The sequence below is a fragment of the uncultured Microbacterium sp. genome (genome assembly GCF_963521645.1).
Taxonomy (GTDB): Bacteria; Actinomycetota; Actinomycetes; order Actinomycetales; family Microbacteriaceae; genus Microbacterium.
On record NZ_CAUQVQ010000014.1, the window covers coordinates 1 to 24,949 of the forward strand.

The 24,949-nt window shown below is 68.8% G+C and carries 28 protein-coding genes; 13 read left to right on the top strand and 15 right to left on the bottom strand.

Annotated elements, in window-relative coordinates; translation table 11 throughout:
• Positions 1-5: 5 nt before the first annotated feature.
• Genes RWO82_RS05510 through RWO82_RS05530 form a run of 5 tightly spaced genes read right to left on the bottom strand, consistent with a single transcriptional unit; the run spans position 6 to position 4,058 of the window.
• Positions 6-1,082 (bottom strand): DNA polymerase IV, encoded by a 1,077-nt coding sequence (locus RWO82_RS05510; RefSeq protein WP_314424449.1) that lies wholly within the window; start codon positions 1,080-1,082, stop codon positions 6-8.
• A 58-nt stretch (positions 1,083-1,140) separates the two neighbouring features.
• Positions 1,141-1,533: a DUF1304 domain-containing protein gene (locus RWO82_RS05515; RefSeq protein ID WP_314424451.1), complete on the bottom strand. Its 393-nt coding sequence runs from the start codon at positions 1,531-1,533 to the stop codon at positions 1,141-1,143.
• Between the two features lie 26 nt (positions 1,534-1,559).
• Positions 1,560-2,453, bottom strand: a complete 894-nt coding sequence (locus tag RWO82_RS05520) for a CPBP family intramembrane glutamic endopeptidase (RefSeq protein ID WP_314424453.1) — start codon at positions 2,451-2,453, stop codon at positions 1,560-1,562.
• Positions 2,450-3,175 (bottom strand): tRNA (guanosine(46)-N7)-methyltransferase TrmB, encoded by a 726-nt coding sequence (trmB, locus tag RWO82_RS05525; protein WP_314424455.1) that lies wholly within the window; start codon positions 3,173-3,175, stop codon positions 2,450-2,452. The genes RWO82_RS05520 and trmB overlap by 4 nt, the downstream gene beginning before the upstream one ends.
• Positions 3,176-3,218: 43 nt before the next feature.
• Complete coding sequence (locus tag RWO82_RS05530; RefSeq protein WP_314424458.1) at positions 3,219-4,058, bottom strand: DUF3097 domain-containing protein; 840 nt, start codon at positions 4,056-4,058, stop codon at positions 3,219-3,221.
• 122 nt (positions 4,059-4,180) lie between these two features.
• Between RWO82_RS05530 and RWO82_RS05535 the strand changes: the two genes are divergently transcribed.
• From RWO82_RS05535 to RWO82_RS05550, 4 genes are all read left to right on the top strand, one after another.
• Positions 4,181-6,220: a TPM domain-containing protein gene (locus RWO82_RS05535; RefSeq protein WP_314424462.1), complete on the top strand. Its 2,040-nt coding sequence runs from the start codon at positions 4,181-4,183 to the stop codon at positions 6,218-6,220.
• A gap of 56 nt (positions 6,221-6,276) precedes the next feature.
• A complete protein-coding gene (locus RWO82_RS05540; protein ID WP_314424465.1) occupies positions 6,277-7,020 on the top strand; it encodes a PspA/IM30 family protein in 744 nt (247 codons plus the stop codon).
• Positions 7,021-7,087: 67 nt separating this feature from the next.
• On the top strand, positions 7,088-7,891 hold the full coding sequence (locus RWO82_RS05545) for an arginase family protein (protein WP_314424468.1): 804 nt from the start codon (positions 7,088-7,090) through the stop codon (positions 7,889-7,891).
• Positions 7,888-8,367: a Fe-S oxidoreductase gene (locus tag RWO82_RS05550; protein ID WP_314424470.1), complete on the top strand. Its 480-nt coding sequence runs from the start codon at positions 7,888-7,890 to the stop codon at positions 8,365-8,367. The genes RWO82_RS05545 and RWO82_RS05550 overlap by 4 nt, the downstream gene beginning before the upstream one ends.
• Here RWO82_RS05550 and RWO82_RS05555 read toward each other — a convergent pair.
• From RWO82_RS05555 to RWO82_RS05565, 3 genes are read right to left on the bottom strand one after another with little or no spacing between them, the layout of a single operon-like run.
• Positions 8,325-8,795 (bottom strand): SIP domain-containing protein, encoded by a 471-nt coding sequence (locus RWO82_RS05555; RefSeq protein ID WP_314424472.1) that lies wholly within the window; start codon positions 8,793-8,795, stop codon positions 8,325-8,327. The two genes, RWO82_RS05550 and RWO82_RS05555, sit on opposite strands and share 43 nt — an antisense overlap.
• Before the next feature lie 33 nt (positions 8,796-8,828).
• Positions 8,829-9,563, bottom strand: a complete 735-nt coding sequence (locus tag RWO82_RS05560; protein WP_314424475.1) for a tyrosine-protein phosphatase — start codon at positions 9,561-9,563, stop codon at positions 8,829-8,831.
• The gene (locus tag RWO82_RS05565) at positions 9,560-10,036 is read right to left on the bottom strand and encodes a carboxymuconolactone decarboxylase family protein (RefSeq protein WP_314424477.1); all 477 of its coding nucleotides are present in this window, start codon (positions 10,034-10,036) and stop codon (positions 9,560-9,562) included. Before RWO82_RS05565 ends, RWO82_RS05560 begins: the two co-directional genes overlap by 4 nt.
• Positions 10,037-10,208: 172 nt before the next feature.
• Between RWO82_RS05565 and RWO82_RS05570 the strand changes: the two genes are divergently transcribed.
• From RWO82_RS05570 to RWO82_RS05595, 6 genes are all read left to right on the top strand, one after another.
• Positions 10,209-11,129, top strand: coding sequence for an alpha/beta hydrolase (locus RWO82_RS05570; protein WP_314424480.1), 921 nt, complete (start codon positions 10,209-10,211; stop codon positions 11,127-11,129).
• A 93-nt stretch (positions 11,130-11,222) separates the two neighbouring features.
• A complete protein-coding gene (locus tag RWO82_RS05575; RefSeq protein ID WP_314424481.1) occupies positions 11,223-12,734 on the top strand; it encodes an ABC transporter substrate-binding protein in 1,512 nt (503 codons plus the stop codon).
• Positions 12,735-12,753: 19 nt separating this feature from the next.
• Positions 12,754-13,701 (top strand): ABC transporter permease, encoded by a 948-nt coding sequence (locus tag RWO82_RS05580; protein ID WP_314424483.1) that lies wholly within the window; start codon positions 12,754-12,756, stop codon positions 13,699-13,701.
• On the top strand, positions 13,701-14,567 hold the full coding sequence (locus RWO82_RS05585) for an ABC transporter permease (protein ID WP_314424486.1): 867 nt from the start codon (positions 13,701-13,703) through the stop codon (positions 14,565-14,567). Before RWO82_RS05580 ends, RWO82_RS05585 begins: the two co-directional genes overlap by 1 nt.
• Positions 14,564-15,418, top strand: coding sequence for an ABC transporter ATP-binding protein (locus tag RWO82_RS05590; RefSeq protein WP_314424490.1), 855 nt, complete (start codon positions 14,564-14,566; stop codon positions 15,416-15,418). The genes RWO82_RS05585 and RWO82_RS05590 overlap by 4 nt, the downstream gene beginning before the upstream one ends.
• On the top strand, positions 15,415-16,209 hold the full coding sequence (locus RWO82_RS05595; protein WP_314424492.1) for an ABC transporter ATP-binding protein: 795 nt from the start codon (positions 15,415-15,417) through the stop codon (positions 16,207-16,209). Before RWO82_RS05590 ends, RWO82_RS05595 begins: the two co-directional genes overlap by 4 nt.
• Positions 16,210-16,231: 22 nt before the next feature.
• Here RWO82_RS05595 and RWO82_RS05600 read toward each other — a convergent pair whose 3' ends face one another.
• From RWO82_RS05600 to RWO82_RS05615, 4 genes are read right to left on the bottom strand one after another with little or no spacing between them, the layout of a single operon-like run.
• Positions 16,232-16,849: a GNAT family N-acetyltransferase gene (locus RWO82_RS05600; protein ID WP_314424495.1), complete on the bottom strand. Its 618-nt coding sequence runs from the start codon at positions 16,847-16,849 to the stop codon at positions 16,232-16,234.
• Positions 16,850-16,853: 4 nt separating this feature from the next.
• Positions 16,854-17,564 (bottom strand): uracil-DNA glycosylase, encoded by a 711-nt coding sequence (locus RWO82_RS05605; RefSeq protein WP_314424498.1) that lies wholly within the window; start codon positions 17,562-17,564, stop codon positions 16,854-16,856.
• A gap of 3 nt (positions 17,565-17,567) precedes the next feature.
• Positions 17,568-18,350 carry an SDR family oxidoreductase gene (locus RWO82_RS05610; protein WP_314424501.1) on the bottom strand — a complete coding sequence of 261 codons (783 nt, stop codon included), beginning with the start codon at positions 18,348-18,350 and terminating at the stop codon, positions 17,568-17,570.
• A 26-nt stretch (positions 18,351-18,376) separates the two neighbouring features.
• Entirely contained in the window at positions 18,377-19,324 is a 948-nt protein-coding gene (locus RWO82_RS05615; protein ID WP_314424504.1) for a DMT family transporter, read from the bottom strand.
• Between the two features lie 33 nt (positions 19,325-19,357).
• Here RWO82_RS05615 and RWO82_RS05620 point away from each other — a divergent pair, with 33 nt between their 5' ends.
• From RWO82_RS05620 to RWO82_RS05630, 3 genes are all read left to right on the top strand, one after another.
• Positions 19,358-19,948 (top strand): TetR/AcrR family transcriptional regulator, encoded by a 591-nt coding sequence (locus RWO82_RS05620; RefSeq protein WP_314424507.1) that lies wholly within the window; start codon positions 19,358-19,360, stop codon positions 19,946-19,948.
• Between the two features lie 142 nt (positions 19,949-20,090).
• The gene (locus RWO82_RS05625; protein ID WP_314424510.1) at positions 20,091-21,413 is read left to right on the top strand and encodes a bifunctional o-acetylhomoserine/o-acetylserine sulfhydrylase; all 1,323 of its coding nucleotides are present in this window, start codon (positions 20,091-20,093) and stop codon (positions 21,411-21,413) included.
• Between the two features lie 119 nt (positions 21,414-21,532).
• Positions 21,533-22,741, top strand: coding sequence for a homoserine O-acetyltransferase (locus RWO82_RS05630; RefSeq protein ID WP_314424513.1), 1,209 nt, complete (start codon positions 21,533-21,535; stop codon positions 22,739-22,741).
• Here the strand turns inward: RWO82_RS05630 and RWO82_RS05635 are convergent.
• The 3 genes from RWO82_RS05635 to RWO82_RS05645 are packed head-to-tail and all read right to left on the bottom strand — an operon-like array spanning position 22,738 to position 24,949.
• A complete protein-coding gene (locus RWO82_RS05635; protein WP_314424516.1) occupies positions 22,738-23,361 on the bottom strand; it encodes an NUDIX domain-containing protein in 624 nt (207 codons plus the stop codon). The two genes, RWO82_RS05630 and RWO82_RS05635, sit on opposite strands and share 4 nt — an antisense overlap.
• Positions 23,362-23,389: 28 nt before the next feature.
• The gene (locus tag RWO82_RS05640) at positions 23,390-24,607 is read right to left on the bottom strand and encodes an MFS transporter (RefSeq protein WP_314424518.1); all 1,218 of its coding nucleotides are present in this window, start codon (positions 24,605-24,607) and stop codon (positions 23,390-23,392) included.
• A gap of 9 nt (positions 24,608-24,616) precedes the next feature.
• On the bottom strand, positions 24,617-24,949 hold the full coding sequence (locus tag RWO82_RS05645; protein WP_314424519.1) for a thiamine-binding protein: 333 nt from the start codon (positions 24,947-24,949) through the stop codon (positions 24,617-24,619).

A 24,949-nucleotide genomic window follows, 5' to 3' on the forward strand; every position in this document is an offset into this window, starting at 1 on the left:
CCGCGTCACATCCGCCCTCGCACCGGAGTCCGCTCGATCGCGTCGCCGCCCTCCGGCATCGCCATCTCGGCGCGCACGCCCAGAAGCCTCACCTCCCGGCGCGCATCGAGGGTCGAGCCGAGCGCGAGGGCGGCGTCGATCACGGCTGCACGCTCGCTCGCCGGCGAAGGCAGCTTGCGGCCGAACGTCCGCGTCTCGAAGGGTGCGTAGCGCACCTTGAGGTGCACGCGGATCACGGGACGCCCCTCGGCGGCGCAGTCGTCGAAGGCGAGCCCCGCGAGCTCCGTCAGCGCTGCGCGCACCTCGTCCTCGGTCGTGAGGTTCTGCTGATAGGTGGTCTCGCGGCTGTGGCTCCGCGCCACCCAGGGAGTGCTGTCGACCACGGCCGGCCCTATCCCGGACCCCAGCCCGTGGTACCACACGCCCATCCGCGGTCCGAACTCGGAGACGAGCGGGTCCTGATCGGACTCCGCGAGTTCGCGCACGGTCCGGATTCCGTGCGCCGCGAGCCGCTTCTGGACCTTCGGCCCCACGCCCCAGAGGTCACGTGTGGACTTCTCCCCCATCACCTCGAACCAGTTCTCGGCGGTGAGACGGAACACACCGCGTGGCTTTCCGAACTCGGTGGCGATCTTCGCGCGCACCTTGTTGTCGCCGATCCCGACCGAGCAGTGCAGGGAGGTCGCCTCGAACACCGCCCGCTGAGCCATCGCGGCCGTGGCTTCAGGATCGTCGGTGACGACGCCCAGGAAGCACTCGTCCCACCCGATGACCTCGAGCACGATCCCGGGCAGGGCGCGCAGCGCATCCATCACCTCCGCGGAGGCCGCTTCGTACGCCTCGTGGTCGACGGGAAGGAAGACCGCATCCTCGGGCGCCTTGCGCGCGGCGATCTTCAACGGCATCCCCGACCCGATCCCGAAGGCACGCGCCTCGTACGATGCGGTCGACACGACGGCTCGCTCGGTGGGATCACCGCGCCCGCCCACGATCACGGGCACTCCGGCGAGTTCCGGCCTGCGCAGCACCTCGACCGCAGCGATGAACTGGTCCATGTCCACGTGCAGAACCCAGTCGGTCATGCAACGAGTGTGGCCCGTGGCGCTCGGGTTGTCACCCCTTCCGGACGGCGGGACGCACTCAGGCGATCGCGACGCCGATCGCTGTCGCGATGATCGCGAGCAGGGGCAGCGTGCCCTGCATGGCGGCCGCGCGCAGCTTCGACGAGTCCGAGAGCACGAGCACGAGCGCCGCCGCCAGCATCATGCCGGTGCCGGCGAAGACCAGGGTCAGGCCGACCGTCGTGAGGCCGATGATCACGAGGCCGACGCCGAGCATCGTCACCAGCGCGAGGAACAGGTTGTAGAAGCCCTGGTTGAAGGCGAGCGCCTTCATGGTGACGGCATCGGCCTCGCTCGCGACGCCGAAGATCTTCCTCGTCTCGGGCTCGGTCCACTTCAGGGATTCGAGCGCGAAGATGAAGACGTGGAAGGCGGCAGCGGCCGCGGCGAGGACGAGTCCGACGATGAGCATGCCTCATCGTATCGATGCCACGCCGGTCAGATCAGGAAGATCGGGAGCAGGCCGGGGTTGTGGGCGTGCACGAGCACGGCGAAGACCACCGCGTCGAACAGCAGGTGCACCGTCACGACATAGGCGAGCGAGTGCGTCCGCATGAAGATGAACCCCTGCAGGAGCGCGAACGGGATGGTGAGCAGCGGGCCCCACTCGCGGTACCCGAGCTCCCACAGGAACGACACGAACACGATCGCCTGCAGGACGTTGGCGAGCGCATCGGGGAAGTGCCGCCGGAGCAGGGCGAAGACGGTGCAGATGAAGAAGAGCTCGTCCCAGATGCCGACGGCTCCGACGCCCACGAACAGGCGAGCGATGAGATCCGGCGAGTCGACGACGGGCCAGTTCTGATACACGCCGCTCGTGATGAAGTAGAAGGGCAGGATCAGCCAGCCGAGCACGAGGACAGCCACCAGCCATCCCCATTGCAGACGTCCCCACCGCCGATGCGCGCGCCAGGGGAATCCGATCGCCCGATCTCGGAACACGAAGCGCGACACGAGGTACGGGACGGCGACCGCCCCGCCGAGCGCGAGCGTGAACCGCAGCATCGCGAGGTTGTCGAGTTCGGCAGCCAGCGGGATGATGCTCACGATGAGCATGCCGAGGGCGATGAGCGCGAGATCCCTGGTGAGCGACGGCTGACGGTCCCCTTCGAGCGCTCGCGCCGACTCGCCCCGCGCCCCGCCGCTCGTGGCGATGTCCGCGGGCGCCGCGCGACGGCGTTCGACGAGCCACGCTCCTCCGACTCCGAGCGCGAGGAGCACCCACCCGAGCCAGGGGATCTGAGCGACGAAGAAAGCCGGGGCCGCGGCGCACACGAACAGTGCCGGCACGATGGCGGGCCAGGAGGCCGACGTGCGTCGTTCCGTGATCACGCGCGCGACTTACGCCGATAGACGAGATCGCGGATGTCGCGTCCCTTCGCGATGCCCTTGCGCTCGAAGGCGGTCATGACACGACCGTCGAATCGCTCAGCCCACTCGCCGTCGAACGCCCGCTCGAACAGCGGCTCGGCGTCGAGCACCTCGCGCATCTGCAGCGCGTAGTCCTCCCAATCCGTCGCGAGCCGGAGAAGACCGCCGTCGCGCAGTGCACGCGCGGCCGTGTCGCCGAAGCCCTGGCGCACGAGCCTGCGCTTGGTGTGCTTCTTCTTGTGCCACGGATCGGGGAAGAAGATCCACACCTCCGCAGCCGCGGCCTCGGGCAGATACGACGAGAGCACCTCGGGGGCGTTCGCCTCGACCACGCGGATGTTGCGGGCGCCCTCGCGGTCGGCATCGAGCATCGTCCTGGCGAGACCGGCTCGGAAGACCTCGACGGCGAGGAAGTCGTCATCGGGGCGCGACGACGCGGCGGCGACGATCGCGTGCCCCTGGCCGGAGCCGATCTCGACGTACAGATCGGCCTCGCGCCCGTACTCGCCCGCAGGATCGAGACGCGCCTCCGGGTGCACCGAGGTCCACGCGACGTCGCGCGGCACGTCGAGCAGGTAGTGCGGTCCGAGCTCTTCGAACGCACGCTCCTGAGCATCGGACATGCGGCCGCTGCGGCGCACGAAGGAGACCGGTTCGTCGCGGAAAGTGCGGGGTTCGGGCATGCTTCCAGGGTAGTCGGCGCCGCGACGCGCCCTCGACCGCGGATCAGGAGGCGGGAGCGGTCACGAAGTCGATCAGCTCCTCGACCCGGCCCAGCAGCGCGGGTTCGAGGTCGCGGTAGGTGTGCACCTTGGACAGGATGTGCTGCCAGGCGCGGCCGGTGTCGGCCTGCGTCTCGTACGGCCAGCCGAAGGCCCGACAGATCCCCGTCTTCCAGTCCGTCCCGCGCGGGATCTCGGGCCACTTCGCGATGCCGAGAGCATGCGGGGTGACGCACTGCCAGACGTCCACGAACGGATGACCGACGATGCGCACATGCTTCCCGTGCGGGCCCCGGGCCACCGCATCCGCGATCCGCGACTCCTTGGAGCCGGGCACGAGGTGGTCGACCAGGACCCCGTAGCGGCGCGAGGGGCTGGGCGGCTCCGCAGCGAGAAGCTCGTCGAGCAGGTCGACTCCCTGCAGGAACTCGACGACGACGCCCTCGACCCGCAGGTCGGCGCCCCACACCTTCTCGACCAGCTCGGCGTCGTGCTTGCCCTCCACGAGGATCCGGCTGGGTAGAGCGACACGGGCTCGCTGGTCGGCGGCGACGAAGGATCCGGATGCCGTGCGCCGCAGACCCTGTTCCTTGGCCGCGGGAACTGCCAGGCGCACCGGCGAGCCGTCGATCAGGAACCCACCGCCGAGGGGGAACAGGCGCTTGCGTCCGAGTCTGTCCTCGAGCTCGACGTTGCCGCCCTGCACGCGCGTCACCGCTCCGCAGAATCCGTCCTGCGCGACCTCGACGACGAGATCGAGCTCGGCCGGAACCTGGGGCACCGGCTTCGCGGCCCGTTCCCTCCAGCCGGCAGCGAGCACATCAGATCCGTACCTGTCGTCCATGCCTTCCAGCGTATGTGTCTCCGCTGAGGGCGAACGGCTATCCCCGCGCGGAACCTGTCGCGTGTCGGAGTCTGTGCATAGACTCGTGCCATGGGGCTCGGCTGCCGGTCGGAGGGAACACGATGAAGAAACGGTGGCTGACGCTGGCCGCACTGGTGGCCGCCACAGCTGTCGGAGCCTTCCTTCCCTCGGCGGCGTCCGCGACCGATCCGCTCACGCTCGACTCCGGGTACGTGACCGACGAGGCCGACGTCCTCAGCGCGAGCCAGGAGGATGCGGTCGAGGCGCGACTCCAGACGCTCAGCGACAACTCGACCTCCGACCTCTTCGTCGTCCTCGTCGACGACTTCACGTCGCCGTCGGACAATGTCGCCTGGGCCGACACCGTGGCCGAAAGCAACAACCTCGGGTCGGAGCAGTATCTGCTCGCGGTGGCCGTGGACGGACGCAGCTACTACATCTCGGCGGCGCCGGACGGGCCGCTCAGCGACAGCAAGCTCGACGATGTCGAGGAGAAGATCCAGGGTCTCGCCGCTCAGGAGGACTGGGAGGGCATGATCGTCCTCGCCGCCGACGAGATCCAGGGCGACGGCGGTGCGGGCGCCCTGCGCGCCACTATCGTCGTGGTCGGGGTCATCGCTCTGGGCCTGATCGTGTGGCTGATCATCGCCCTCGTGCGGCGCGCCCGTCGCAACGCGGAGATCCGCAGGCGCGGGGCCATGCCCGAGACGCCGGACCCGGACGACCCCTTCTCGACCCTGACCGACGAACAGGTGCAGACCCAGGCGGGGATCGCGCTCGTGCAGGCCGACGACGCGATCACCTCGAGTCGGGAAGAGCTCGGTTTCGCCGTGGCGCAGTTCGGCGACGCCGCGACCTCGGAGTTCAGCGGAGCGCTCGAGGTCGCGAAGGCCAAGATGTCGGAGGCGTTCGAGCTCAAGCAGAAGCTCGACGACGAGATCGAGGACACCGTCCACGATCGTCGCGCCTGGCACATCCGCATCATCCGACTGTGCGATGAGATCGACGACGTCCTCGACGAGAACACCGAGGCGTTCGACGCCCTGCGCAAGCTCGAGCAGAACGCCCCTCAGGAGCTGGAACGGGTGCGCGGCGAGCGAGCCGCTCTCACGCCTCTGCTGGCGAGCGGCGGCCCCGCACTGGCTGCGCTCTCCGCCACGTACGACGCCTCGGCGCTGAGCACCGTCGTCGACAATCCCGCACAGGCGCAGGAGCGCGCAGCACTCGCGGACCGCTCGATCGAGGCCGCGCAGCAGGCGATCACGGCCGGTCGCTCGGGCGAGGCGGCGTTCGCCATCCGCACGGCCGAGCAGTCCGTGGCGCAGGCGGCACAGCTGATCGACGCCGTGACCGCGTTGGGTGCCGAGCTCGCCGGCATCGAATCCCAGGCGCAGGCTCTCGTGGCCGAGCTGCAGGCCGACATCGCCGCGGCACAGCAGCTCCCCGACGCGGGAGGCACTCTCGCGACGGTCTCGGCGACGACCGCGCAGCAACTGCAGCGCGCGCAGGCCGACCTCTCAGGAACGTCGCGGAGTCCTCGGCGCGTGCTCGAAGCGCTCACCGTGGCCAACATGCAGATCGATGCCGCGATAGCGCAGGGGACACAGGCCGTGGAACGTGCGCGACGCACCGAGCAGTTGCTCGAGCAGACTCTGACGCAGGCGGGCTCCGAGATCCGAGCGGCGCGCCAGTACATCGAGACGCGACGGGGCACGGTGGGATCCACGGCCCGCACCCGGCTGTCGCAGGCCGACGCGATACTGACCCAGGCGCTCAGCCTGCGATCGTCCGATCCCGAAGCCGCGCTCACCGACGCGGGGCGCGCACTCGAGCTCGCCCGTCAAGCCGCCGCCTCCGCGCAGGCAGACGTCGAAGCCATGAGCCCGAGCCGCTATGAGAGCGGATGGAGCACAGGTGGCGGAAGCATCTTCGGCGGCACGTCCGGCGGCTCCGGCCTCGGAGGCGACATCCTGGGCGGCATCATCGGCGGGCTGCTGTCCGGCGGCGGCGGCGGCAGATCCTCGCGCAGCAGCGGCTGGCGTTCCAGCGGGGGCGGCGGATTCCGCAGCTCCGGGTTCGGCGGAGGAGGCGGCAGCCGCTCGAGTGGCCGCAGCGGCCGATCAGGAGGACGCCGCTTCTGACCGCACTCGCATCCACCCCCCAGACATCGATTACGACCCTCTGAAAGGAACACAGCATGACCAAGCAGTCCATCTTCGGACGTATCTCGACACTCGTCCGGGCGAACATCAACTCGCTGCTCGACTCCGCGGAAGACCCGCAGAAGATGATCGACCAGCTCGTTCGCGACTACACCAACAGCATCGCCGACGCCGAGTCGGCGATCGCCGAGACGATCGGCAACCTTCGCCTGCTCGAGCGGGACCACGAAGAAGACGTCCAGGCGGCCACGGAGTGGGGCAACAAGGCTCTCGCCGCGAGCCGCAAGGCAGACGAGATGCGCGCGAGCGGCAACGCGACGGACGCCGACAAGTTCGACAGTCTGGCCAAGATCGCCCTCCAGCGCCAGATCAGCGCCGAGCGTGAGGCGACCGGAGCCGAGCCACAGATCGCCGCTCAGACCGAGATCGTCGACAAGCTGAAGTCGGGCCTGAACGGCATGAAGGACAAGCTCGGCGAGCTGAAGAACAAGCGCAGCGAACTGCTCGCCCGCGCGAAGGTCGCTGAAGCGCAGACCAAGGTGCAGGATGCGGTCTCGTCGATCAACGTCCTCGACCCGACCAGCGAACTGGGACGCTTCGAAGACAAGGTCCGGCGCCAGGAGGCACTCGCGCAGGGCAAGATCGAACTCGCCGCGTCGAGTCTCGATGCGCAGTTCGAGAGCCTGGAGGACCTCGGCGAGCTCACTGAGGTCGAGGCTCGTCTCGCCGAGCTGAAGGCCGGCGGCTCCGCCCCTCGTGGGGCGATCGAAGGATCCTGACACCAAAGGCGGATGCCCCGGGAGCCGAACGCTCCGGGGCATCCGCTCTTTGACAACTGGAGGCACCATGGTGCGATTCCTCGTCGTCCCGCAGTGGCAGGGATCCCCCGCCGCCCGAGCGATGCTCCTCGTCGACGGCGCCTCCGCGATCGCGGGCGATCTCCCCCGCGCGTCGACCACGGTGCTGGATGTGCCGGTCGAAGCCGGCGAATCGCTCGGGACGGGCGTCCGCCGGCTCAGCTCCCTGCTCCGCACCCGCGATCAGGTCGCCGCAGCAGGGACCGACGGCACAGTCGTCATCGGCGGCGACTGCAGCGTGACCGTCGCCGCGCTCGCGGCGCTTCCGGGCGGAACAGACGACGTCGCGGTCGTCTGGTTCGACGCTCACGCAGACCTGCACACCCCGCAGACGTCGCCATCCGGTGCCTTCTCGGGCATGGCGCTGCGTGCGGTCCTCGGCGAGGGCGAGCCGCAGGTGGTGCTGTCGCCCGGCATACCCCGCGAACGTGTGGTCGCTGTCGGCATGCGCAACCTCGACGACGCCGAGGTCGACGTGCTCGACGGTCTCGTCCAGCTGTCCGTGCAGGATCTGGCACGTGCCGACGCTCTCGCGGATGCCGTCGCATCCACCGGAGCCCGGCGCGTCTGGGTGCACATCGATGTCGACGTGCTGGACCCCGCGGAGTTCGCCGGAGTCTCCTCGGCGGTGCCCTTCGGCCTCACACCGGGCACGGTGAGCACAGCGATCCGCACCCTGCGCGAGCGCGTTCCGCTCGCGGGTGCGACGATCGCGGGGTTCGCACCGCGCTCACCGTCGGATGCCGTGGACGACCTCGGTGCACTGCTGCGGCTGATCGGCGCGCTCGCGTGAACGACGACTGGCGTCCCACCGCCGATCTGATCCTCGCCCGGGGTCGGCGCTTCGATCGTCGCATCCCCGCCTTCCTGCTCCGGTCCCCCCTCAGCCGTCTCGGCTATCGGTGGGGCACCCTCGTCGGCTGGGTCTGGGGCTCACTGTGGAGCACCGGTCCCGTCGAGCGGCGTGCAGGGCTCTGGATCTTCCGCGGGATGCCTCGCTGGACGTTCAACCGCGGCGGTGTCTGCGTGGGCGGCTGCTTCCTGACCGGCGACGCGGAACCCACCGACGCCGTGCTGCGTCACGAAGCCGTGCACAAGGCCCAGTGGCTGCGCTACGGCGCTCTGCTCCCGGTGCTGTACCTGTTCGCAGGACGGGATCCGCTGCGCAATCGCTTCGAGATCGAGGCCGGGCTCGAAGACGGGAACTACGTGCGTCGTCCGAGGGCTCAGCGGTCGGTGGACAGGAGCCCGAACCGCTCGGGCGTGTAGATCGTCGCCGGTGCGATCCCGAGCGTGCCGGTGAGGTGGTCGACGATGTCTGCCGTACCGAGGTAACCGCCGAGAAGCGTGATGTTGGTCTCGACCTCGCCGTCGCACAGCATCTCGTCCGCCCATGCGCAGGTGGCCCTCGCCAGAGCCTGCCCCTGCGAGCAGGCGCGTCCTGAGCCGACTGCGCCGGAACGCTCGGCGCGCGCGAGCCACGTCACGGTCATCCGAGCGGGGGCGTCGATCGTCGTGATGTCTGCGACATCGGCCACTTCGATGAACACGCGACCTGAGGCGCACAGCGGCAGCGTCGCGAGGAAGGTCTCGAGCTCGAGCAGAGAGTTCTCATCCGCCGTCACGAGGTGATGTGCACGGCGACGTGCGGCACGGCGCTCCGCGCGTGCGCTGCGTGTGTCGAGGGAGGTGCTCATGATGTGTCCATGGTACACCAGGAGAAGGGTTGCCTAACCTTGCTCGCGTTCCTCATCCGGGAAAGGCTCGACGAGCGCCTCACGCAGCGCCACCAGCTCGGCATCCGCCATTCCGTTGGCCCGCAGGTAGCCGGCCGCCGATCCCCAGCGCGCGTCGACGCCGTCGAGTAGCGCTCGCATCACGGGCGCGGGCGATTGAGTGGCCAGCGCGACGGCGTGCACGGCTTCGGGGTGCCGCGATCTGAGATAGGCGACGATGTTCCTCGATCGCTCCGGCGGCAGCTGCGACTCGGTGAGCGCGTAGTCCGCGATGATCGCCTCCCGGTCGGCATCCACCGCGGCGAGCGCGAGGGCGACGGTCACGCCCGTGCGGTCCTTCCCCACTGTGCAGTGCACGAGAGTCGGGTCTCCGTGGGAGACGATGCGGATCGCTTCGACGAGGCGCTCACCGCTCTCCTCGAGCAGATGCAGGTAGAGGTCTTCCAGACTGGTGTCGCTCTCGAAGAACGAGCGCACGGAGCCGAGGAATAGCGGCAGGTGCGTCGTGTCCGGCCCCGGGATCTCTGTGGGCTCGGCAGCGACCTCTTCGCCGTCTCGCAGGTCGACGATGTGTGCGACGGCCCTGCGGATCGTCTCCGCCCCCGAGGTGGTCACTCCGGAGAGCTGCCCGGATCGCAGAAGCACGCCCGCCCGGATCCGACCGCCTCTCGCGGGCATCCCACCGACGTCTCGAACATTCGTGACGCCCTCGACGTCGAGGACGGTCATGCCTGGGCCTGTGTCTCGCGCGGGGGCACGGGGTACCGCCCCGCCACGACGATGCGGTTGAAGGCGTTGATCGAGACACACGCCCAGCTGAGCGCCGCGTACTCCTTCTCGGTGAAGGTGCTGCCGACACGGTCGTACACCTCGTCCGAGATGCCCTCTTCCGCGATGAAGGTGAACGCCTCTGCGAGTTCCAGCGCCGCTCGCTCCCGCTCAGTGAACACCCCACTCTCACGCCAGGTGGAGATCTGCATGAGCGTGTCGGTGTCGAGCCCCGCGGCGAGCGCCCGATCGACGTGGAGGCGCGTGCAGAAGCTGCATCCGTTGAGCTGCGAGCAGTGGATCATGACGATCTCTTTGAGCCGATCGTCGATGCCGTTCTCGGCGCAGATCTTTCCGACCGTCCGCGAGAACGCATCGAGCGCCTGATACGCCGCCGGCTCGGTCTTGGAGAGGTGCACTCGCGTCTCGCTCATACGACTCATGATATTCCGTCATGGTGGACTCCTCCCGCGCGTCTCCGTCGAGCGCTGAATGCAGCTAGATCACTGAAAACGCATCTTTGTCGTCATTCTGTGAAGGCAGGTGCGGTTGCGACTGGTCATATTGTTTCTGCATTTCTCGCCGACCATCAAGTCCAGGGAGAATATGCGGGTGGCGATCGACATCTCCGAGTTCAGCTATCTTCCCGCGCAGGCCGACGTCCTCGGGGTAGAGCCTCCGATGGTCGAGCGCCTCACTCGACGACTGCCCGACGGCCGGCATCTCAGCGCCCTTCGCTTCGGCTCGGGGGCACCGCGCGTCACCCTCCTCCACGGAGCGGGACTCAACGCTCACACCTGGGATACGACCGTGCTCGCCCTCGGGATGCCGGTGCTCGCGATCGATCTCGCCGGACACGGCGACTCCTCGTGGCGCGACGACGCGGACTACTCCCCGCGCACCCTGGCGGTCGACGTGGCAGATGCGCTCGACGAGTGGACCGACGGTCCTCAACTCGTGGTCGGTCAGTCGTTGGGCGGCCTGACGGCCGCCGCACTCGCCGCGCAGCGTCCCGATCTCGTCGCAGAGGTGATCGTGATCGACATCACCCCCGGCATCGACACCTCCGCGGGTCCGGCTGCGCTGCGAGAGTTCTATGCGGGACCGACCGATTTCGAGACGCGGGACGAGCTCGTGGACCGTGCCATGTCACTGGGTTTCGGCGGCACGCGGTCCGAGACGGAGCGGGGCGTGTTCCTGAATACTCGGGTCCGCCCCGACGGGCGAGTCGAGTGGAAGCACCACTTCGCGCACTTGGCCGCTCAGACGCTCGCCGCGCATGCCCCCGGCGAGGACGCGACCCCCGCCGGCCTGAGTTCGACGGGCTGGGAGGACCTCTCTCGCATAGCGGTCCCTGTGACTCTGGTGCGTGCCGAACGCGGGTTCGTGAGCGCAGAGGACGCACAGGAGTTCGCGACTCGACTGCCTCATGCCCGAGTCGTCGGCATCGATGCCACGCACAACGTCCAGGAGACCGCGCCCGTGCAGCTCGCCGCGCTGATCTCGTCAGCAGCATCCGCTCTGTGACGATTCGTTCCGGATCCGCGCCCTCCTCCCCCGTTCTTCCCTAGGCTCATTTCCACCGGCACACAGCAATTGCCGCCCCGAGAGGAAACACCCATGTTCCGACGCACCCGACGTCTCGCGCTGATCTCCGCGATCGCGGCGAGCGCCGTCATCCTCAGCGCCTGCACCGGCACTGCCGAGCCCGAGGCCACCGCCCCGGTCGGAGACCCCGACCCGGATGCCACCCTGCAGGTGGGCCTCGTCCTCGAACCCACCAACCTCGACATCCGGCGCACGAGCGGCGCCGCTCTCGAGCAGATCCTGATCGACAACATCTATGAGGGACTCGTCAGCCGCGACCAGGAGAACGAGATCGTGCCCCGCCTCGCCCGCGACTACGAGGTGTCGTCCGACGGACTCACGTACACGTTCACACTGAATGACGGCATCACCTTCCACAGCGGAACCCCGCTCACGTCCGCCGACGTCGTCTCCTCGTACGAGGCGGTGCGCACGGACGCGACGCTTCAGGGCAATGCGGAGTTCGCCTCGATCGCGCAGATCACCGCCCCCGATCCCGCCACCGTGCAGATCGTGCTGAGCGCGCCGAACCAGAACTTCCTGTTCTCTCTGACGGGCCCCGCGGGACTCGTGTTCCAGACCGGTGACACCACGGATCTCAAGACGGCCGAGAACGGGACCGGGCCGTTCACGCTGAGCCGGTGGAGCAAGGGGAACGCGATCACCTTCGCGCGCAATGACACCTACTGGGGCGAACCGGCCGGTGTGGCCGAGGTGGAGTTCCAGTACATCCCCGACTTCTCGGCCGGCGTGAATGCGGCCCTCGACGGCGGCGTGCAGGTGCTCACCGCGGTGGACCCGAATCTGGCCCCCCAGCTCGAGGACTCCTTCACGCTGACCACCGGACGCACGACCGACAAGGCCACCCTCGCCTTCAACAACGCCAAGGCCCCGCTCGACGATGTGCGCGTGCGTGAGGCGCTGCGTCTCGCGATCGATCACGAGGCGCTCATCGACGCCGTCGGCTCGGGCACACCGCTCTACGGACCGATCCCCGAACTCGATCCGGGCTACGAGGATCTCTCCGACGTGATCTCCTACGACCCGGAGAAGGCCAAGGAGCTGCTCGCCGAAGCCGGTCAGGAAGATCTCGAGCTGACGCTCACGATCCCCACGTTCTACGGAACGACCGTGCCCAAGGTCCTGATCTCGGACTTCCAGAAGGTCGGCGTCACGCTCAAGGTCGACTCGGTCGAGTTCCCGGCGTGGTTGGAGGACGTGTACACCAACCACGACTACGACCTCAGCTTCGTGCTGCACGTCGAACCCCGCGACTTCGGCAACTTCGCCGACCCCGCGTACTACTTCGGATACGACAACCCCGAGGTGCAGGCCCTGTACGCGCAGGCGCTCGCCGAGGTCGACGCCGATGCGTCCGCAGACCTGCTGGCGGAGGCCGCCCGGATCGTCTCCGAGGACCACGCAGCCGACTGGCTGTACAACGGCGCGACGATCACGGCCGTGAGCCCCCTCGTCTCGGGTTTCCCGGAGGATTCGATCAACTCGCGGATCAACCTCGCCGGCGTCACCGTCGCCGCAGAGTAGTGACGGCGATCCGCCGCTCGTGATCCGGTACACGCTCGTCCGAGGGGCCCTGCTCATCGCGGGGCTCCTCGTGTCGAGCCTTCTGATCTTCCTCACTCTGCGCGTCTTCCCCGGGGACGTCGCGCAGCTCATAGCGGGGACCCAGGCGTCGCCCGCCGAGGTGCAGGCCCTGCGCGAATCCCTCGGGCTCGACCGCCCGCTGTCGGCGCAATACGTGGAGTGGATCGGCGGGCTGTTCCGCGGCGACCTCGGCACCTCCCTGCTGTCGGGAGCCTCGGTCGGTGAAGAGCTCCTCGAGAAGGCTCAGGTCACCCTGCCCCTCGGCGTCATGTCTCTCGTGATCGCCGTGCTCATCGCCGTGCCGTTCGGCATCCTCGCGGCCCTGCGTCGCGGGCGGCCCGGTGGCACGGCACTCACGGTCGGTGCGCAGACGCTCGCGGCGGTCCCCGTGGTCTGGGCCGGGATGATGCTCATCGTCGTCTTCTCGGTCTGGCTGGGATGGCTGCCTCCTCAAGGCTTCCCCCGCACCGGCTGGAGCACGCCGGCGAAGGCGATCGAGGCTTTGCTGCTGCCGGCACTCACGATCGGTGTGGTCGAGGGGGCGATGCTCATGCGCTTCGTCCGCAGCGCGACCCTGCAGGCCGCGAATCAGGACTTCGTCCGCACTGCGGCCGCGAAGGGCCTCACCCGCAACAGGGCTCTGATCACGCACGGGATCCCGGCGGTCGGGCTGTCGATCATCACCGTGCTCGGTCTGCAGGTCGCGGGGATCATCGTCGGGGCGGTCGTGATCGAGCAGCTGTTCACTCTTCCCGGCATCGGCCGCATGCTCGTGGCGGACGTGGGCACCCGCGACCTCGTGAAGGTGCAGAGCGAGCTGCTCGTGCTCACCGGGTTCGTCCTGGTCGTCGGCTTCCTCGTCGACCTCCTCCACCGCACGATCGATCCCCGACAGAGGGAGGCCTGATGCCGCGCTGGCTCGTACGCCTGTGGCACACCCCCACGGGACGTTTCGGGATGCTCGTGGTCGGAATCGTCGCGACGACCGCGCTGGTCTCGCTGTTCTGGACACCGTTCGACCCGCAGAACGCGGATGTCCGCGCCCGGTGGTCTCCCCCGGGCTGGCCGCATCTGCTCGGCACGGACGACACCGGCCGCGACATCCTGAGCGTCCTCATGGCGGGCGCGCGCACGACCGTGTTCGTCAGCGTCGGCGCGGGGGCCATCGCCACGCTGGTCGGTGTCGCCCTGGCCGCTCTCGGAGCCCTCACGACCCGATGGGTGCGCGAGACGGTCGCCGTGTTCGTCGACATCCTCATCGCATTCCCCGTGCTGCTGATCGCCATGATGATCTCCTCGGTGTGGGGCGGCTCGCTGTGGGTCGTGATCTGGTCGGTGGGCATCGGATTCGGCGTCAACATCGCTCGCGTCACCCGGCCGGAGCTGCGCCGAGTGCAGCAGAGCGACTTCATCGTGGCGGCGCGCGCAGCGGGCGTCACCAGCGTGCAGAGCCTGACTCGTCACCTGCTCCCCAACGTCGCGCCGGTCTTCATCGTGCAGCTGTCGTGGTCGATGGCTGTGGCGGTCCTCGCCGAGGCGGGTCTGTCGTACCTCGGTTTCGGCGCCTCCGTCGTGGAGCCCAGTTGGGGGCTCCTGCTGTCCGACCTGCAGCGTTACATCGGCGTGCACCCTCTCTCGGTCATCTGGCCGGGGCTCGCGATCACCCTCACGGTGCTCGCCCTCAACCTGCTCGGCGACGGGCTGCGTGAAGCCACCGACCCGACCCTCCGGCATCGATCCGCCGAGACCCATCTGCCGGCGGTGGTCGCATGACGTCGCACCCGGAGGAGCGGCCTCCCGCAGGGGCATCTGACGCACGCTCGTCGCACGCCGACGGTCTCGTGGTCCGAGACCTCGTCGTCGAGATCGACGGGCGACGCGTGGTCGACGGCATCTCCTTCGACGTCCCCGACGGCAGCCGACTCGGCCTCATCGGCGAGTCCGGATCCGGCAAGTCGCTCACGGCGCTCGCGATCCTCGGCCTCCTTCCCGACGGAGCGCACGCCTCGGGAAGCATCCGGTGGAGGGGGAAGGAACTCGTCGGCCTCGCCGACCGCGAGCTCGCGACCTTGCGCGGGGATGAGATCGGGATCGTGTTCCAGGAGCCCCGCACCGCGCTGAATCCGATCCGCACCGTGGGCCGGCAGATCGCGGAGTCGATCCGCATCCACGAGGGGATCGGTCGCCGCGAGGCGCGCGAGCGAGCGATCGAAGAAGCCGCACGCGTCCGTCTCCCCGACCCTGCCGCGATCGTCGACCGATATCCCCACCAGCTCTCCGGAGGGCAGCGCCAGAGGGTCGCGATCGCGATGGCGCTCGCCTGCCGCCCCCGCCTCCTCATCGCCGACGAGCCCACGACGGCACTCGACGTCACCATCCAGGCCGAGATCCTCGCCCTGCTGCTGCGACTGGTCGAGGAGGAGGGGATGTCGCTCGCCTTCATCACTCACGATCTCGCCGTGCTCGCGCAGGTCGCCACCGACGGCGTCGTCCTCGAGCACGGACGCGTCGTCGAACACGAGACGGTGCACACGCTCCTGACCGCCCCGTCGTCGCCCGTGACGCAGGGTCTGCTGCGCGATGCCACCGCCACCGTGTGGCGTCCGGAGGGAGATCGACGATGAGCCTGATCGAGGCGCGCGGGCTGCGCAGAGACTTCACCGTGCCGAAGCGCTCACTGACCGAACGCAGGCGTGTGCAGACCGCGCTCGCGCCGACGGACCTCGACATCGCAGAGGGATCGGCGCTGGGCATCATCGGCGAATCGGGATCGGGCAAGTCGACGCTCGTGCGTCTGCTGCTGGGACTCGATCGGCCGACGGCCGGCAGCGTCACGGTCGACGGACGAAGTGTGGACGCGTCGGCGCCCGCCAGATCGCTGCACTGGCTTCGCCGTCAGACCGGCCTGGTCTTCCAGGATCCGTATGCGTCGCTCGACCCGCGGATGACGGCGGGCCAGATCATCCGCGAGCCTCTGCGCGCGTTGCGCATCGAGGGTGACCATGGCCGACGCGTACGCGAGGTCCTCTCGGATGTCGGCCTCGAACCGGACACGGCCGACCGGTATCCGCACGAGTTCTCCGGCGGGCAGCGTCAGCGCATCGCACTGGCTCGGGCCATCGCGCATCGTCCGCGCATCCTCGTGGGCGATGAGCCGCTGTCCGCACTCGACGTGACGGTGCGCGCTCAGATCCTCGACCTGCTGGTGGAGCTGCGGCGCACGACCGACCTGACCCTCGTGCTGGTGTCGCACGACATCGGAGTCGTCCAGAATCTGTGCGACACGGTCGTCGTCATGAAGGACGGGGAGATCGTCGAGCGCGGAGCGATGACCGACGTGCTGCTCCGCCCCACGCACGGCTACACAAAGAGGCTGCTGGCCGCGATCCCGGTGATCCCCGCCGCGGACGAGTGAGCGCCGGCAATCCTCGACGACCTCAGCGCGGCGCGGCCGAGCCGAAGATCCTGCGCCTGCGAACCGGTCGCAGGGCTCGGCGCATGTACACGGTTCCGAGGTCGCGACCGAACTTGTGGCCCACGCGCCCCATACGCCCTGCTTCGACGAATCCCAGCTTCGCGTGCAGCCGGATCGAGGCCTCGGCCTTGGTGTCGCTGATGACCGCCACCATCTCGCGGATGCCGAGCTTCTCGCACGCATCGATCAACGCCTGCAGCAATGCGGCCCCGAGCCCTTTCCCACCGGCCCCCGGGCCGAGGTAGATCGAATCCTCGACCGTGAACCGATAGGCGTTCTTGCCGGCCCACGGTTGGGCGAGGGCATAGCCGATGACCGTTCCGCCCGGCGAGACGGCCACGAGGAACGGCAACTCGAGCCTGTTCAGCAGCGCGAGCTTGTCTCGCCAGTACGGGATGCTGCTGCGGCGCTCGTCGAGAGTGACGACGGAGTTGCTGACGAAGTGGTTGTAGATCTCACGCACGTGCGGGAGGTCGGCGGATCGCGCGGCGCGGATCGAGTACGAGAACACCTCGGGGGCAGGCTGCGGGCGCAGGTGACGCGGCAGCACGCGTCGGCGGTCACCGGGCTCGAACTGCATGCGATCAGCTTAGAGGCTGCTCTCCCTCGACGCGCCAGTCGACAGGAGGCGCCCCGAGCTCTGCAAGCAGGTCGTTGGCGCGGGAGAACGGGCGAGAGCCGAAGAAGCCACGGCTCGCCGACAGCGGAGACGGATGCGCCGAGGCGATGACGGGCGTGGAGCCGAGCATCGGCTGCAGCTTCGCGGCGTCGTTGCCCCAGAGCACCGCGACGAGCGGCTGCTCGCGCGCGGCGAGCGCACGGATCGCGATCTCGGTGACCTTCTCCCATCCCCACCCCCGGTGCGACGCCGCCTGTCCCGGACGAACCGTCAGCACACGGTTCAGCAGAAGCACCCCCTGATCGCTCCAGGCGGTGAGATCTCCGTGCGGCGCCGGTGGGAGGCCGAGGTCGCTCTCCCGCTCCCGATAGATGTTGACGAGACTGCGCGGCAGCGGGCGCACGTCGCGGTCGACCGCGAAGGACAGACCGATCGCATGCCCGGGCGTCGGGTACGGGTCCTGGCCCGTGATCAGGACGCGCACGTCGGCGAGCGGACGCCGGAAGGCCCGGAGCACGTGCTCCCCCGCCGGGAGGTAGCCGCGACCCGCACTCTGCTCGGCTCGCAGTCGCTCTCCCAGTTCGGTGATGACGTCCTGTGCCGGCGCGAGCGCGTCAGCCCATCCTCTGTCGATCGTGCCCTCGTCCGCGAGTTGCGCGAGGGAGCGTGCGGTCACGGGTCAGTCGACCGGACGCACGCGGAGCGGGCCGCGGGCGAGCAGATGATTCGCCGACTGCGCGACCGGCCGCATCGTGATCAGGTCGAGGTTCACATGGCTCGGTGCGTCCAGCGCGTACGCGATGACGTCGGCGACGTCGGCGGCGAGCAGCGGTGCCTCGACGCCCGAGTACACCGCCTCGGCTGCGACCTTGTCGCCCCTCAGCCGGTTCAGCGTGAACTCCTCGGTGTGCACGAGCCCGGGTGCGACCTCCGACACGCGGATGGGCTCTCCGTTGAGTTCGAGGCGCAGAGCGTGGACGAGCATGGACTGAGCGGCTTTCGCGGCGTTGTACCCCCCGCCGCCGGCGTACGCCACCTGTGCGGCCGTCGAGGTGACGAACAGCGTGTCGGCGTGCCCGTCCGCCGAAGCGGCCAGACGCAGCAGCGGCAGCAGCCCGGCCACGAGTCGCTGGCTCGACAGCACGTTCGCGTCGTACATCCACTGCCAGTCGTCGATCGAGGCGTCTTCCACGCGATCCGTGCCGCGCGCGCCACCGGCCACCTGCACGAGCGCATGCACCGGCCCCGATGCGCGCAACTCATCGACGAGCGCGGCGACCGCCTCGCCGTCCGTCAGGTCGCACGCGATGGACGACGCACCCGTCTCCGCCGAGAGCGCGGCGAGCCGGTCCGCCCGCCTGGCGACCCCGACCACGTCCCATCCCCGGGCTCGCAGTGCGCGAACCGTCGCCTCCCCGATGCCGGAGCTCGCCCCTGTCACCACTGCACGCCTGTTAGCCATGCCTCCACCGTACGATGTTCCGCCGCTCATCGCGTCTCACGCACCGCCGGGTCGCGTTCTCCAGGAGTCGCCGTATCCGCTGCGCGCCGCTCGCCGCGCAGGACGATGGCGACGCCGACACCGCACAGCACGAACCCGGCTCCTGTGACGATCGTGACCGGCTCGTCGAGCAGGAGACCGCCGGCGAGCGAGGTCGTCGGGGCGATCAGGAAGAGCAGTGCCTGCAGAGCGGTGATGCCGATCCGACGCAGCAGCCACCAGTACAGCCCGTATGCCGCGACCGTGGGGAACACCGCCGTGAGCACGACCGCGAGCCAGAACGTCGCGGTCGCCGGCGGGATCAGTGTTCCCGTGGCGGCGGCGATCACGAGCAGCATGGCGGCGGTGACGGACACGTGGATCGTCAGCGTCGTGAGCACGCTGCCGACGACGCCTGATCTGCGCTGCAGGAGTGTGCCGACGATGAGACATCCCATGGCGGCCGCCGGCAGGAGGTAGGCGAGAGGACTCGCGCCCGAGGAACCGAGCTGCGAGTTCACCACGAGCAGCACACCGGTCGCCCCGATCCCCAGCCCGGCCCACTGGGAGCCTCGGACCCTCAGCCCCAGGACCGGCCCCACGAGTGCGGCCATGACCAGAGGCTGGACGGCGTCGATGAGCGCGACCGTCCCCGTCGCGATACCCGCCGCCACGGCGCCGTAGACCGCGATGCAGTACCCGAACTGGGCGAAGAGTCCGACGGTCGCCTGCGCACGCAGCTCTCGCATGCCGATCGTCGTCAGCCGACCCGAGGCGAGGGATACCGCGAGGAGCACGATCGACAGGGGCACGAACCGCCACACCAGAAGCGTCAGGGGTGCGACCTCGACTGTGGCGAAGGCCGGGATCACGAAGCCCGAACTCCACGTCACGAGGAACGCGGCGCCGGCGATGGCCGTCCACGACCTCGAAAGTATACCGATCTGTTTACTCATGCCTCGACTATACAGATTGGTATAGTCGAGGGCATGATCCCGCCGGTTCCCGAACTCCTCCCCCTCACACCGGCAGGTCGTCGCGTGCTCGACGCCGCGTCGCAGCTGTTCTATGAGCGCGGCATCCACGCGGTCGGCGTCGACACGATCGCCGAGGCGGCCGGCGTCACGAAGAAGACCCTCTACGACCGCTTCGGCTCGAAAGAGGCCCTCGTGGTCTCGTATCTGCAGCACCGGGACGCCCGCTGGCGCGATCACGTCGCGGCGGAGCTCGCCAAGGTGCCGACGCCGGGCCACGATCGGGTACTGGCGATCTTCGATGCTGCGATCTCGTGGTCGGGAGAGAACAGCCCCAAGGGGTGCAGCGCCATCAACGCTCGAGCCGAGATCGGCGAGGGCAACGACGAGCACCCCGTGTTCCCGGAAGTCTCCCGGCAGAAGATCTGGCTGCTCGAGCTGTTCCACGAGCTCTGTGCGGAAGCGGGCGTGCGCGATCCCGACGCCATGTCGAAGGCGATGATGCTGCTGTACGAGGGTGCGATCGTCACCGTGGGCATGGCGACGTTCTCCGAGCCCTTCTCGATCGCTCGCACGTGGGCCGCTGCTCTGCTGGCGCAGGACTGAATCACGGGCCTTCCACCGCTTCCCGGACGCTCGGGTTCGTTACGTCACATTTCCCTACGACTGTTGACATCCGCGGATGTTCCGTACTGTCGCTGCAACGGCATCACTCGTATCGACCTTCCAACAGTTCCAGGGGGAACACATGTCCGCACCCGAGACCTGGCGTTTCGAGACCAAGCAGATCCACTCCGGCGCTGCTCCCGACCCCGTGACAAAGGCCCGTGCCACGCCGATCTACCAGACCACGTCGTACGTGTTCGACAGCGCCGACCACGCGGCGAACCTGTTCGCACTGGCCGAGTTCGGCAACATCTACACCCGCATCCAGAACCCGACCCAGGATGTCCTGGAGCAGCGCCTCGCGGCACTCGAGGGGGGCACCGGCGCCCTCGTCCTCTCCAGCGGCCAGGCCGCGTCGACCTTCGCGGTGCTGAACATCGCGCAGGCAGGCGACCACATCGTCTCGTCGAGCTCGATCTACGGCGGCACGTACAACCTGTTCAAGTACACGCTGGCCAAGCTCGGCATCGAGGTCACGTTCGTCGAGAACCAGGACGACCCCGAGGAGTGGCGCCGTGCGCTGCGCCCGAACACCAAGCTCTTCTTCGCAGAGACGATCGGCAATCCGCAGATCAACATCCTCGACATCCGCACCGTCGCCGATGTGGCGCACGAGGGCGGCGTTCCGCTCATCGTCGACAACACGATCGCGACGCCGTACCTGATCCGCCCGTTCGAGCACGGCGCCGACATCGTCGTGCACTCGGTCACGAAGTTCCTCGGCGGCCACGGCACCACGATCGGTGGCGTCATCATCGACGGCGGCACGTTCGAATGGTCCAAGAACGTCGAGCGGTTCCCGGGTCTCACCGAGCCCGACCCCTCGTATCACGGGGCCAGCTACACGACCGCGGTGGGCGACCCGCTCGCCTACATCATCAAGGCGCGCGTGCAGCTGCTCCGCGACCTCGGCTCGGCGATCGCACCGCAGAGCGCCTGGAACCTCATCCAGGGCATCGAGACGCTCTCGCTGCGCATCGAGCGCCACGTGCAGAACGCGCAGGAGATCGCCGAGTGGTTGGACGGCCGCGACGACGTGGCCTCCGTCAACTACTCGGGTCTGCCCTCCTCCCCCTGGTACGCCAAGGCGAACGAGTACGCGCCCAAGGGCGTCGGAGCAGTCCTCTCGTTCGAGCTCAAGGGCGGGGTCGAAGCCGGTCGCGAGTTCGTCAACAGCCTGTCGCTGTTCAGCCACCTCGCCAACATCGGCGACGTGCGCTCCCTCGTCATCCACCCGGCGTCGACCACGCACGCGCAGCTCACCCCCGAGCAGCAGCTCACCGCCGGCGTCACGCCGGGCCTGGTGCGTCTGTCGGTCGGCATCGAGAACGTCGAGGATCTCAAGGCAGACCTCGACGAGGCGCTCGCGGCGGCTCGGCGCGTGTCGGAGGCAGCCCGCGCCTGATCGGCACCGCGTCACGACGGACATGCCCCGGATTCCCGTCCGGGGCATGTCCGCGTTCAGGGGCACACCGCGACGTAACCTTCGTCTGAGCCGCTGGCGACCAGGCGAGAATGGGAAGCATGGACTGGCAGACGACTTCCGAGGACACGGTGCCTTCTGCGCCCGTGACGGAGGCCGACGTGCATCTGCTCCGTGCACGCCCACCCGCGACCGGCGCCTGGCGTGACGGGGATCCCGCGGGCGACAGACGCTTCGCGTCGTTCGGCGCATTCCGCACCGAGAGCGGCGCAGAGCTCCCCGGCATCCGCCTCGCCTTCGAGACATGGGGCGAGCTGAACGACGAGCGCGACAACGCGATCCTCGTGCTGCATGCACTGACCGGAGACAGTCACGTGCGCGGCAGAGCCGGAGCCGGACACCCCACGGCCGGCTGGTGGGAGGACATCACCGGCCCGGGCGCACCTCTCGACACCGAGCGGTGGTTCGTGATCGCGCCGAACATGCTGGGCGGATGCCAGGGCTCGACCGGGCCGGCGAGCATCGCGCCCTCGGGCTATGAGTGGGGCTCCCGTTTCCCCTACCTGACGATCCGCGATCAGGTCGCGGCCCAGGTGCGCTTGGCCGATCACCTCGGCATCCGGTCCTGGGCAGCCGTGGTCGGCGGGTCGATGGGCGGGATGCATGCCCTCGAATGGGCGATCGCCCACCCGGAGCGAGTGGAGCGCCTCGCGGTGCTCTCGTCACCGCCGGTCACGACAGCCGACCAGATCGCACTCAACACCGTGCAGCTGGAGACGATCCGCATGGATCCTCGATTCCAGGGCGGTGAGTACTACGACCTCGCCGACGGCGACGGACCGCACCGGGGCCTCGCGCTCGCCCGTCGCATGGCTCTGCTGAACTACCGCAGCCCGATCGAGCTCAATCAGCGCTTCCAGCGCTCCTGGCAATCGGGGGTGTCACCTCTCGGCCACGGCGGGCGCTTCGCAGTGGAGTCGTATCTCGACTTCCACGGCAACAAGTTCACGCGCCGGTTCGACGCGAACAGCTACGTGACTCTCGTCGAAGCGATGAACTCGCACGACGTGGGGCGTGACAGGGGCGGTGTCGAAGAGGCGCTGCACTCCGTCACGGCGACCACGCTCGTGCTCGGCATCGACAGCGACCGGCTGTTCCCGATCGACGGACAGCATCGCATCGCCCGCGGCATCCCTCACACCCTCGACGGCGACGAAGCCGTCGTGCTGGCCAGCGACTTCGGCCACGACGGCTTCCTCATCGAGACCGAAGCGGTCGGATCCCATCTGCGCAGGCTGCTCGCGAACTAGGCGTCGCCGTCGCGCCTGCTGACCCGCCACGGCAGCGTGCCCGTATCGAGTCGCAGCGATTCCCACACGTAGGAGGTGCCCGCCGCGGTCCGCTCGATGCGGGTCGCGTATGTCTCCGTCGCACCGGCCGCCCCGAGGGCCGCGCTCACCGTCGCGTATCCGCTCAGTCGATGCAGCGTCATCCACGTGGGCGGAAAGAGCGTCCACTCCCCTGATCCGTGACGCTGCAGGGCCGCCGAGGGCGTGATCCACGCCGCTTCCTCCACCTCTCCCGACGCGAGACGCAGAGGGGAATCGGGTGCGGAGGCGAGGAAGAACCATGTGCGGATCCGCACCGGGGCCTCGACCGGCGGCTGCCAGCACGACAGCGATCTCATCGGCCCCGTGACGGCGAGCCCCACCTCTTCGGCTGTCTCACGGACGCCTGCCCGGCGGGCGTCGTCCTGCTCGGAGGCGGCGGATGCCCGGTCCGCCTCCTCGACCTTGCCCCCGGGGAACACCCATGCTCCGGCGAACGATCCGTGACCCGGCCGCCGGATCAGCAGCACCTCGACGCCGCTCTCCCCTGGGCGCAGCAGCACGACGGTTCCGGCGACCGGCACATCGTCGGGTGCGCTCATCCCGTCACTCTACGACGAGGGCCTCCGCCTAGGCGGGGACGACGACCTTCCGCGCGTCGACACGATACGACACGAGCGCGATGACGAGACCGGCGGCGGCGAGGAGTGCTCCGGTCCACGACGGCGCGGTGAAGCCCCATCCCGCGGCGATCACGACACCGCCGAGGAAGGCGCCCAGGCTGTTTCCGATGTTGAGCGCCGAATGGTTGAGCGCGGCGGCGATGGACTGATTGTCACCGGCGACGTCCATCAGGCGCGTCTGGATCGTCGGACTGAGGACGGACGACACGAACCCGACCACGAACACGAGGATGCTGAGAGTGACGATCCAGAACGACAGCGCCCCGAGCAGGCCAAGGACCAGTGCGAGCACGGCGAGGCCGATCAGCAGGGTCCGCCGCAGATCGATGTCGGCGAGGTGTCCGCCGACGATGTTGCCCGCCGTCATCCCCAGTCCCATGAGCACCAGGACGATCGGGACCATCCATTCGGGAGAACCCGCCACCTCGGTGACGAGAGGCGCGATGTAGCTGTACACGGCGAAGAAGCCGCCGAACCCGATCGCCCCGACTCCGAGCGCGAACCAGACCTGAGGGATGCGGAACACTCCCAGCTCCTCGCGCATGGTGCGACCGGGCGACCCGGGATGCTCGGGCACGAAGATCACGATGCACACGGTGGCGAGCGCGAACACCAGAGCGACCACGGCGAACGCCGCGCGCCACCCGAACTGCTGGCCGAGGAACGTGCCGAACGGCACGCCGACGACATTGGCGATCGTGAGCCCGGTCAGGATGAACGCCACGCCCTTGGCCCGTTTGCCCGGTCCCATGACGTCGGCCGCCACGAGCGCGCCGATGCCGAAGTAGGCGCCGTGCGGCAGACCGGCGAGGAATCGCGCCGCGCCGACGAGTTCGAAGGTCGGCAGCACGACGGCGAGGGCGTTGAACGCCGTGAGCGCCAGAGCGAGGCCGATCATCACCCGGTGACGGGGAAAGCGCGCGACGAATCCGGCGATGGTCGGGGCACCGACCACGACGCCGAGTGCATACAGCGAGATCAGCCAGCCCGCCTGGCTCAGAGCATCCTCCGGGCTTGCGGACCACTGGGTCGGAAGCAGTTCGGACGCGATCTCGGGCAGCAGGCCCATGATCACGAACTCGGTCATGCCGATGCCGAAACTGCCGATGGCGAGGGAGAGGAGCGCCCACTTCGCCGCACCCCTCGATTCAGTCGAGGGATTCACCCGTCGAGTCTAGCGTTCGTCGGACTCCCCGATCGCCGACTCGAGCCGCTCGATCTTCGCGTCGAGCTCGCCCGAGTACCCGGGGCGGATGTCGGCCTTGAGCACGAGAGACACACGGGAGCCGAATGGCATCACCGCCTCCGTCGCGCGCTTCACGACGTCCATGACCGAGTCCCAGTCGGGGCCCTCGATCTCGGTGAACATGCTCGTCGTGCGGTGCGGCAGGCCGGACTCACGCACGACGCGCACGGCCGCAGCCACCGCATCGTGCACGGAGGCGTCCGAGCGCTCGGAGCCGTCTGCGGGGGTGCCGCTCGGCGCGACGGAGAAGGCGATCAGCAT

What these genes read in the sequence shown, in the direction of transcription:
- RWO82_RS05510 (WP_314424449.1), bottom strand. Translation starts at nt 1,082, where the DNA reads ATGACCGACTGGGTTCTGCACGTGGACATGGACCAGTTCATCGCTGCG.
- RWO82_RS05515 (WP_314424451.1), bottom strand. Translation starts at nt 1,533, where the DNA reads ATGCTCATCGTCGGACTCGTCCTCGCCGCGGCCGCTGCCGCCTTCCAC.
- trmB (WP_314424455.1), bottom strand. Translation starts at nt 3,175, where the DNA reads ATGCCCGAACCCCGCACTTTCCGCGACGAACCGGTCTCCTTCGTGCGC.
- RWO82_RS05530 (WP_314424458.1), bottom strand. Translation starts at nt 4,058, where the DNA reads ATGGACGACAGGTACGGATCTGATGTGCTCGCTGCCGGCTGGAGGGAA.
- RWO82_RS05535 (WP_314424462.1), top strand. Translation starts at nt 4,181, where the DNA reads ATGAAGAAACGGTGGCTGACGCTGGCCGCACTGGTGGCCGCCACAGCT.
- RWO82_RS05540 (WP_314424465.1), top strand. Translation starts at nt 6,277, where the DNA reads ATGACCAAGCAGTCCATCTTCGGACGTATCTCGACACTCGTCCGGGCG.
- RWO82_RS05545 (WP_314424468.1), top strand. Translation starts at nt 7,088, where the DNA reads ATGGTGCGATTCCTCGTCGTCCCGCAGTGGCAGGGATCCCCCGCCGCC.
- RWO82_RS05555 (WP_314424472.1), bottom strand. Translation starts at nt 8,795, where the DNA reads ATGAGCACCTCCCTCGACACACGCAGCGCACGCGCGGAGCGCCGTGCC.
- RWO82_RS05560 (WP_314424475.1), bottom strand. Translation starts at nt 9,563, where the DNA reads ATGACCGTCCTCGACGTCGAGGGCGTCACGAATGTTCGAGACGTCGGT.
- RWO82_RS05565 (WP_314424477.1), bottom strand. Translation starts at nt 10,036, where the DNA reads ATGAGCGAGACGCGAGTGCACCTCTCCAAGACCGAGCCGGCGGCGTAT.
- RWO82_RS05570 (WP_314424480.1), top strand. Translation starts at nt 10,209, where the DNA reads ATGCGGGTGGCGATCGACATCTCCGAGTTCAGCTATCTTCCCGCGCAG.
- RWO82_RS05575 (WP_314424481.1), top strand. Translation starts at nt 11,223, where the DNA reads ATGTTCCGACGCACCCGACGTCTCGCGCTGATCTCCGCGATCGCGGCG.
- RWO82_RS05585 (WP_314424486.1), top strand. Translation starts at nt 13,701, where the DNA reads ATGCCGCGCTGGCTCGTACGCCTGTGGCACACCCCCACGGGACGTTTC.
- RWO82_RS05590 (WP_314424490.1), top strand. Translation starts at nt 14,564, where the DNA reads ATGACGTCGCACCCGGAGGAGCGGCCTCCCGCAGGGGCATCTGACGCA.
- RWO82_RS05595 (WP_314424492.1), top strand. Translation starts at nt 15,415, where the DNA reads ATGAGCCTGATCGAGGCGCGCGGGCTGCGCAGAGACTTCACCGTGCCG.
- RWO82_RS05600 (WP_314424495.1), bottom strand. Translation starts at nt 16,849, where the DNA reads ATGCAGTTCGAGCCCGGTGACCGCCGACGCGTGCTGCCGCGTCACCTG.
- RWO82_RS05610 (WP_314424501.1), bottom strand. Translation starts at nt 18,350, where the DNA reads ATGGCTAACAGGCGTGCAGTGGTGACAGGGGCGAGCTCCGGCATCGGG.
- RWO82_RS05615 (WP_314424504.1), bottom strand. Translation starts at nt 19,324, where the DNA reads ATGAGTAAACAGATCGGTATACTTTCGAGGTCGTGGACGGCCATCGCC.
- RWO82_RS05620 (WP_314424507.1), top strand. Translation starts at nt 19,358, where the DNA reads ATGATCCCGCCGGTTCCCGAACTCCTCCCCCTCACACCGGCAGGTCGT.
- RWO82_RS05625 (WP_314424510.1), top strand. Translation starts at nt 20,091, where the DNA reads ATGTCCGCACCCGAGACCTGGCGTTTCGAGACCAAGCAGATCCACTCC.
- RWO82_RS05630 (WP_314424513.1), top strand. Translation starts at nt 21,533, where the DNA reads ATGGACTGGCAGACGACTTCCGAGGACACGGTGCCTTCTGCGCCCGTG.
- RWO82_RS05635 (WP_314424516.1), bottom strand. Translation starts at nt 23,361, where the DNA reads ATGAGCGCACCCGACGATGTGCCGGTCGCCGGAACCGTCGTGCTGCTG.
- RWO82_RS05645 (WP_314424519.1), bottom strand. Translation starts at nt 24,949, where the DNA reads ATGCTGATCGCCTTCTCCGTCGCGCCGAGCGGCACCCCCGCAGACGGC.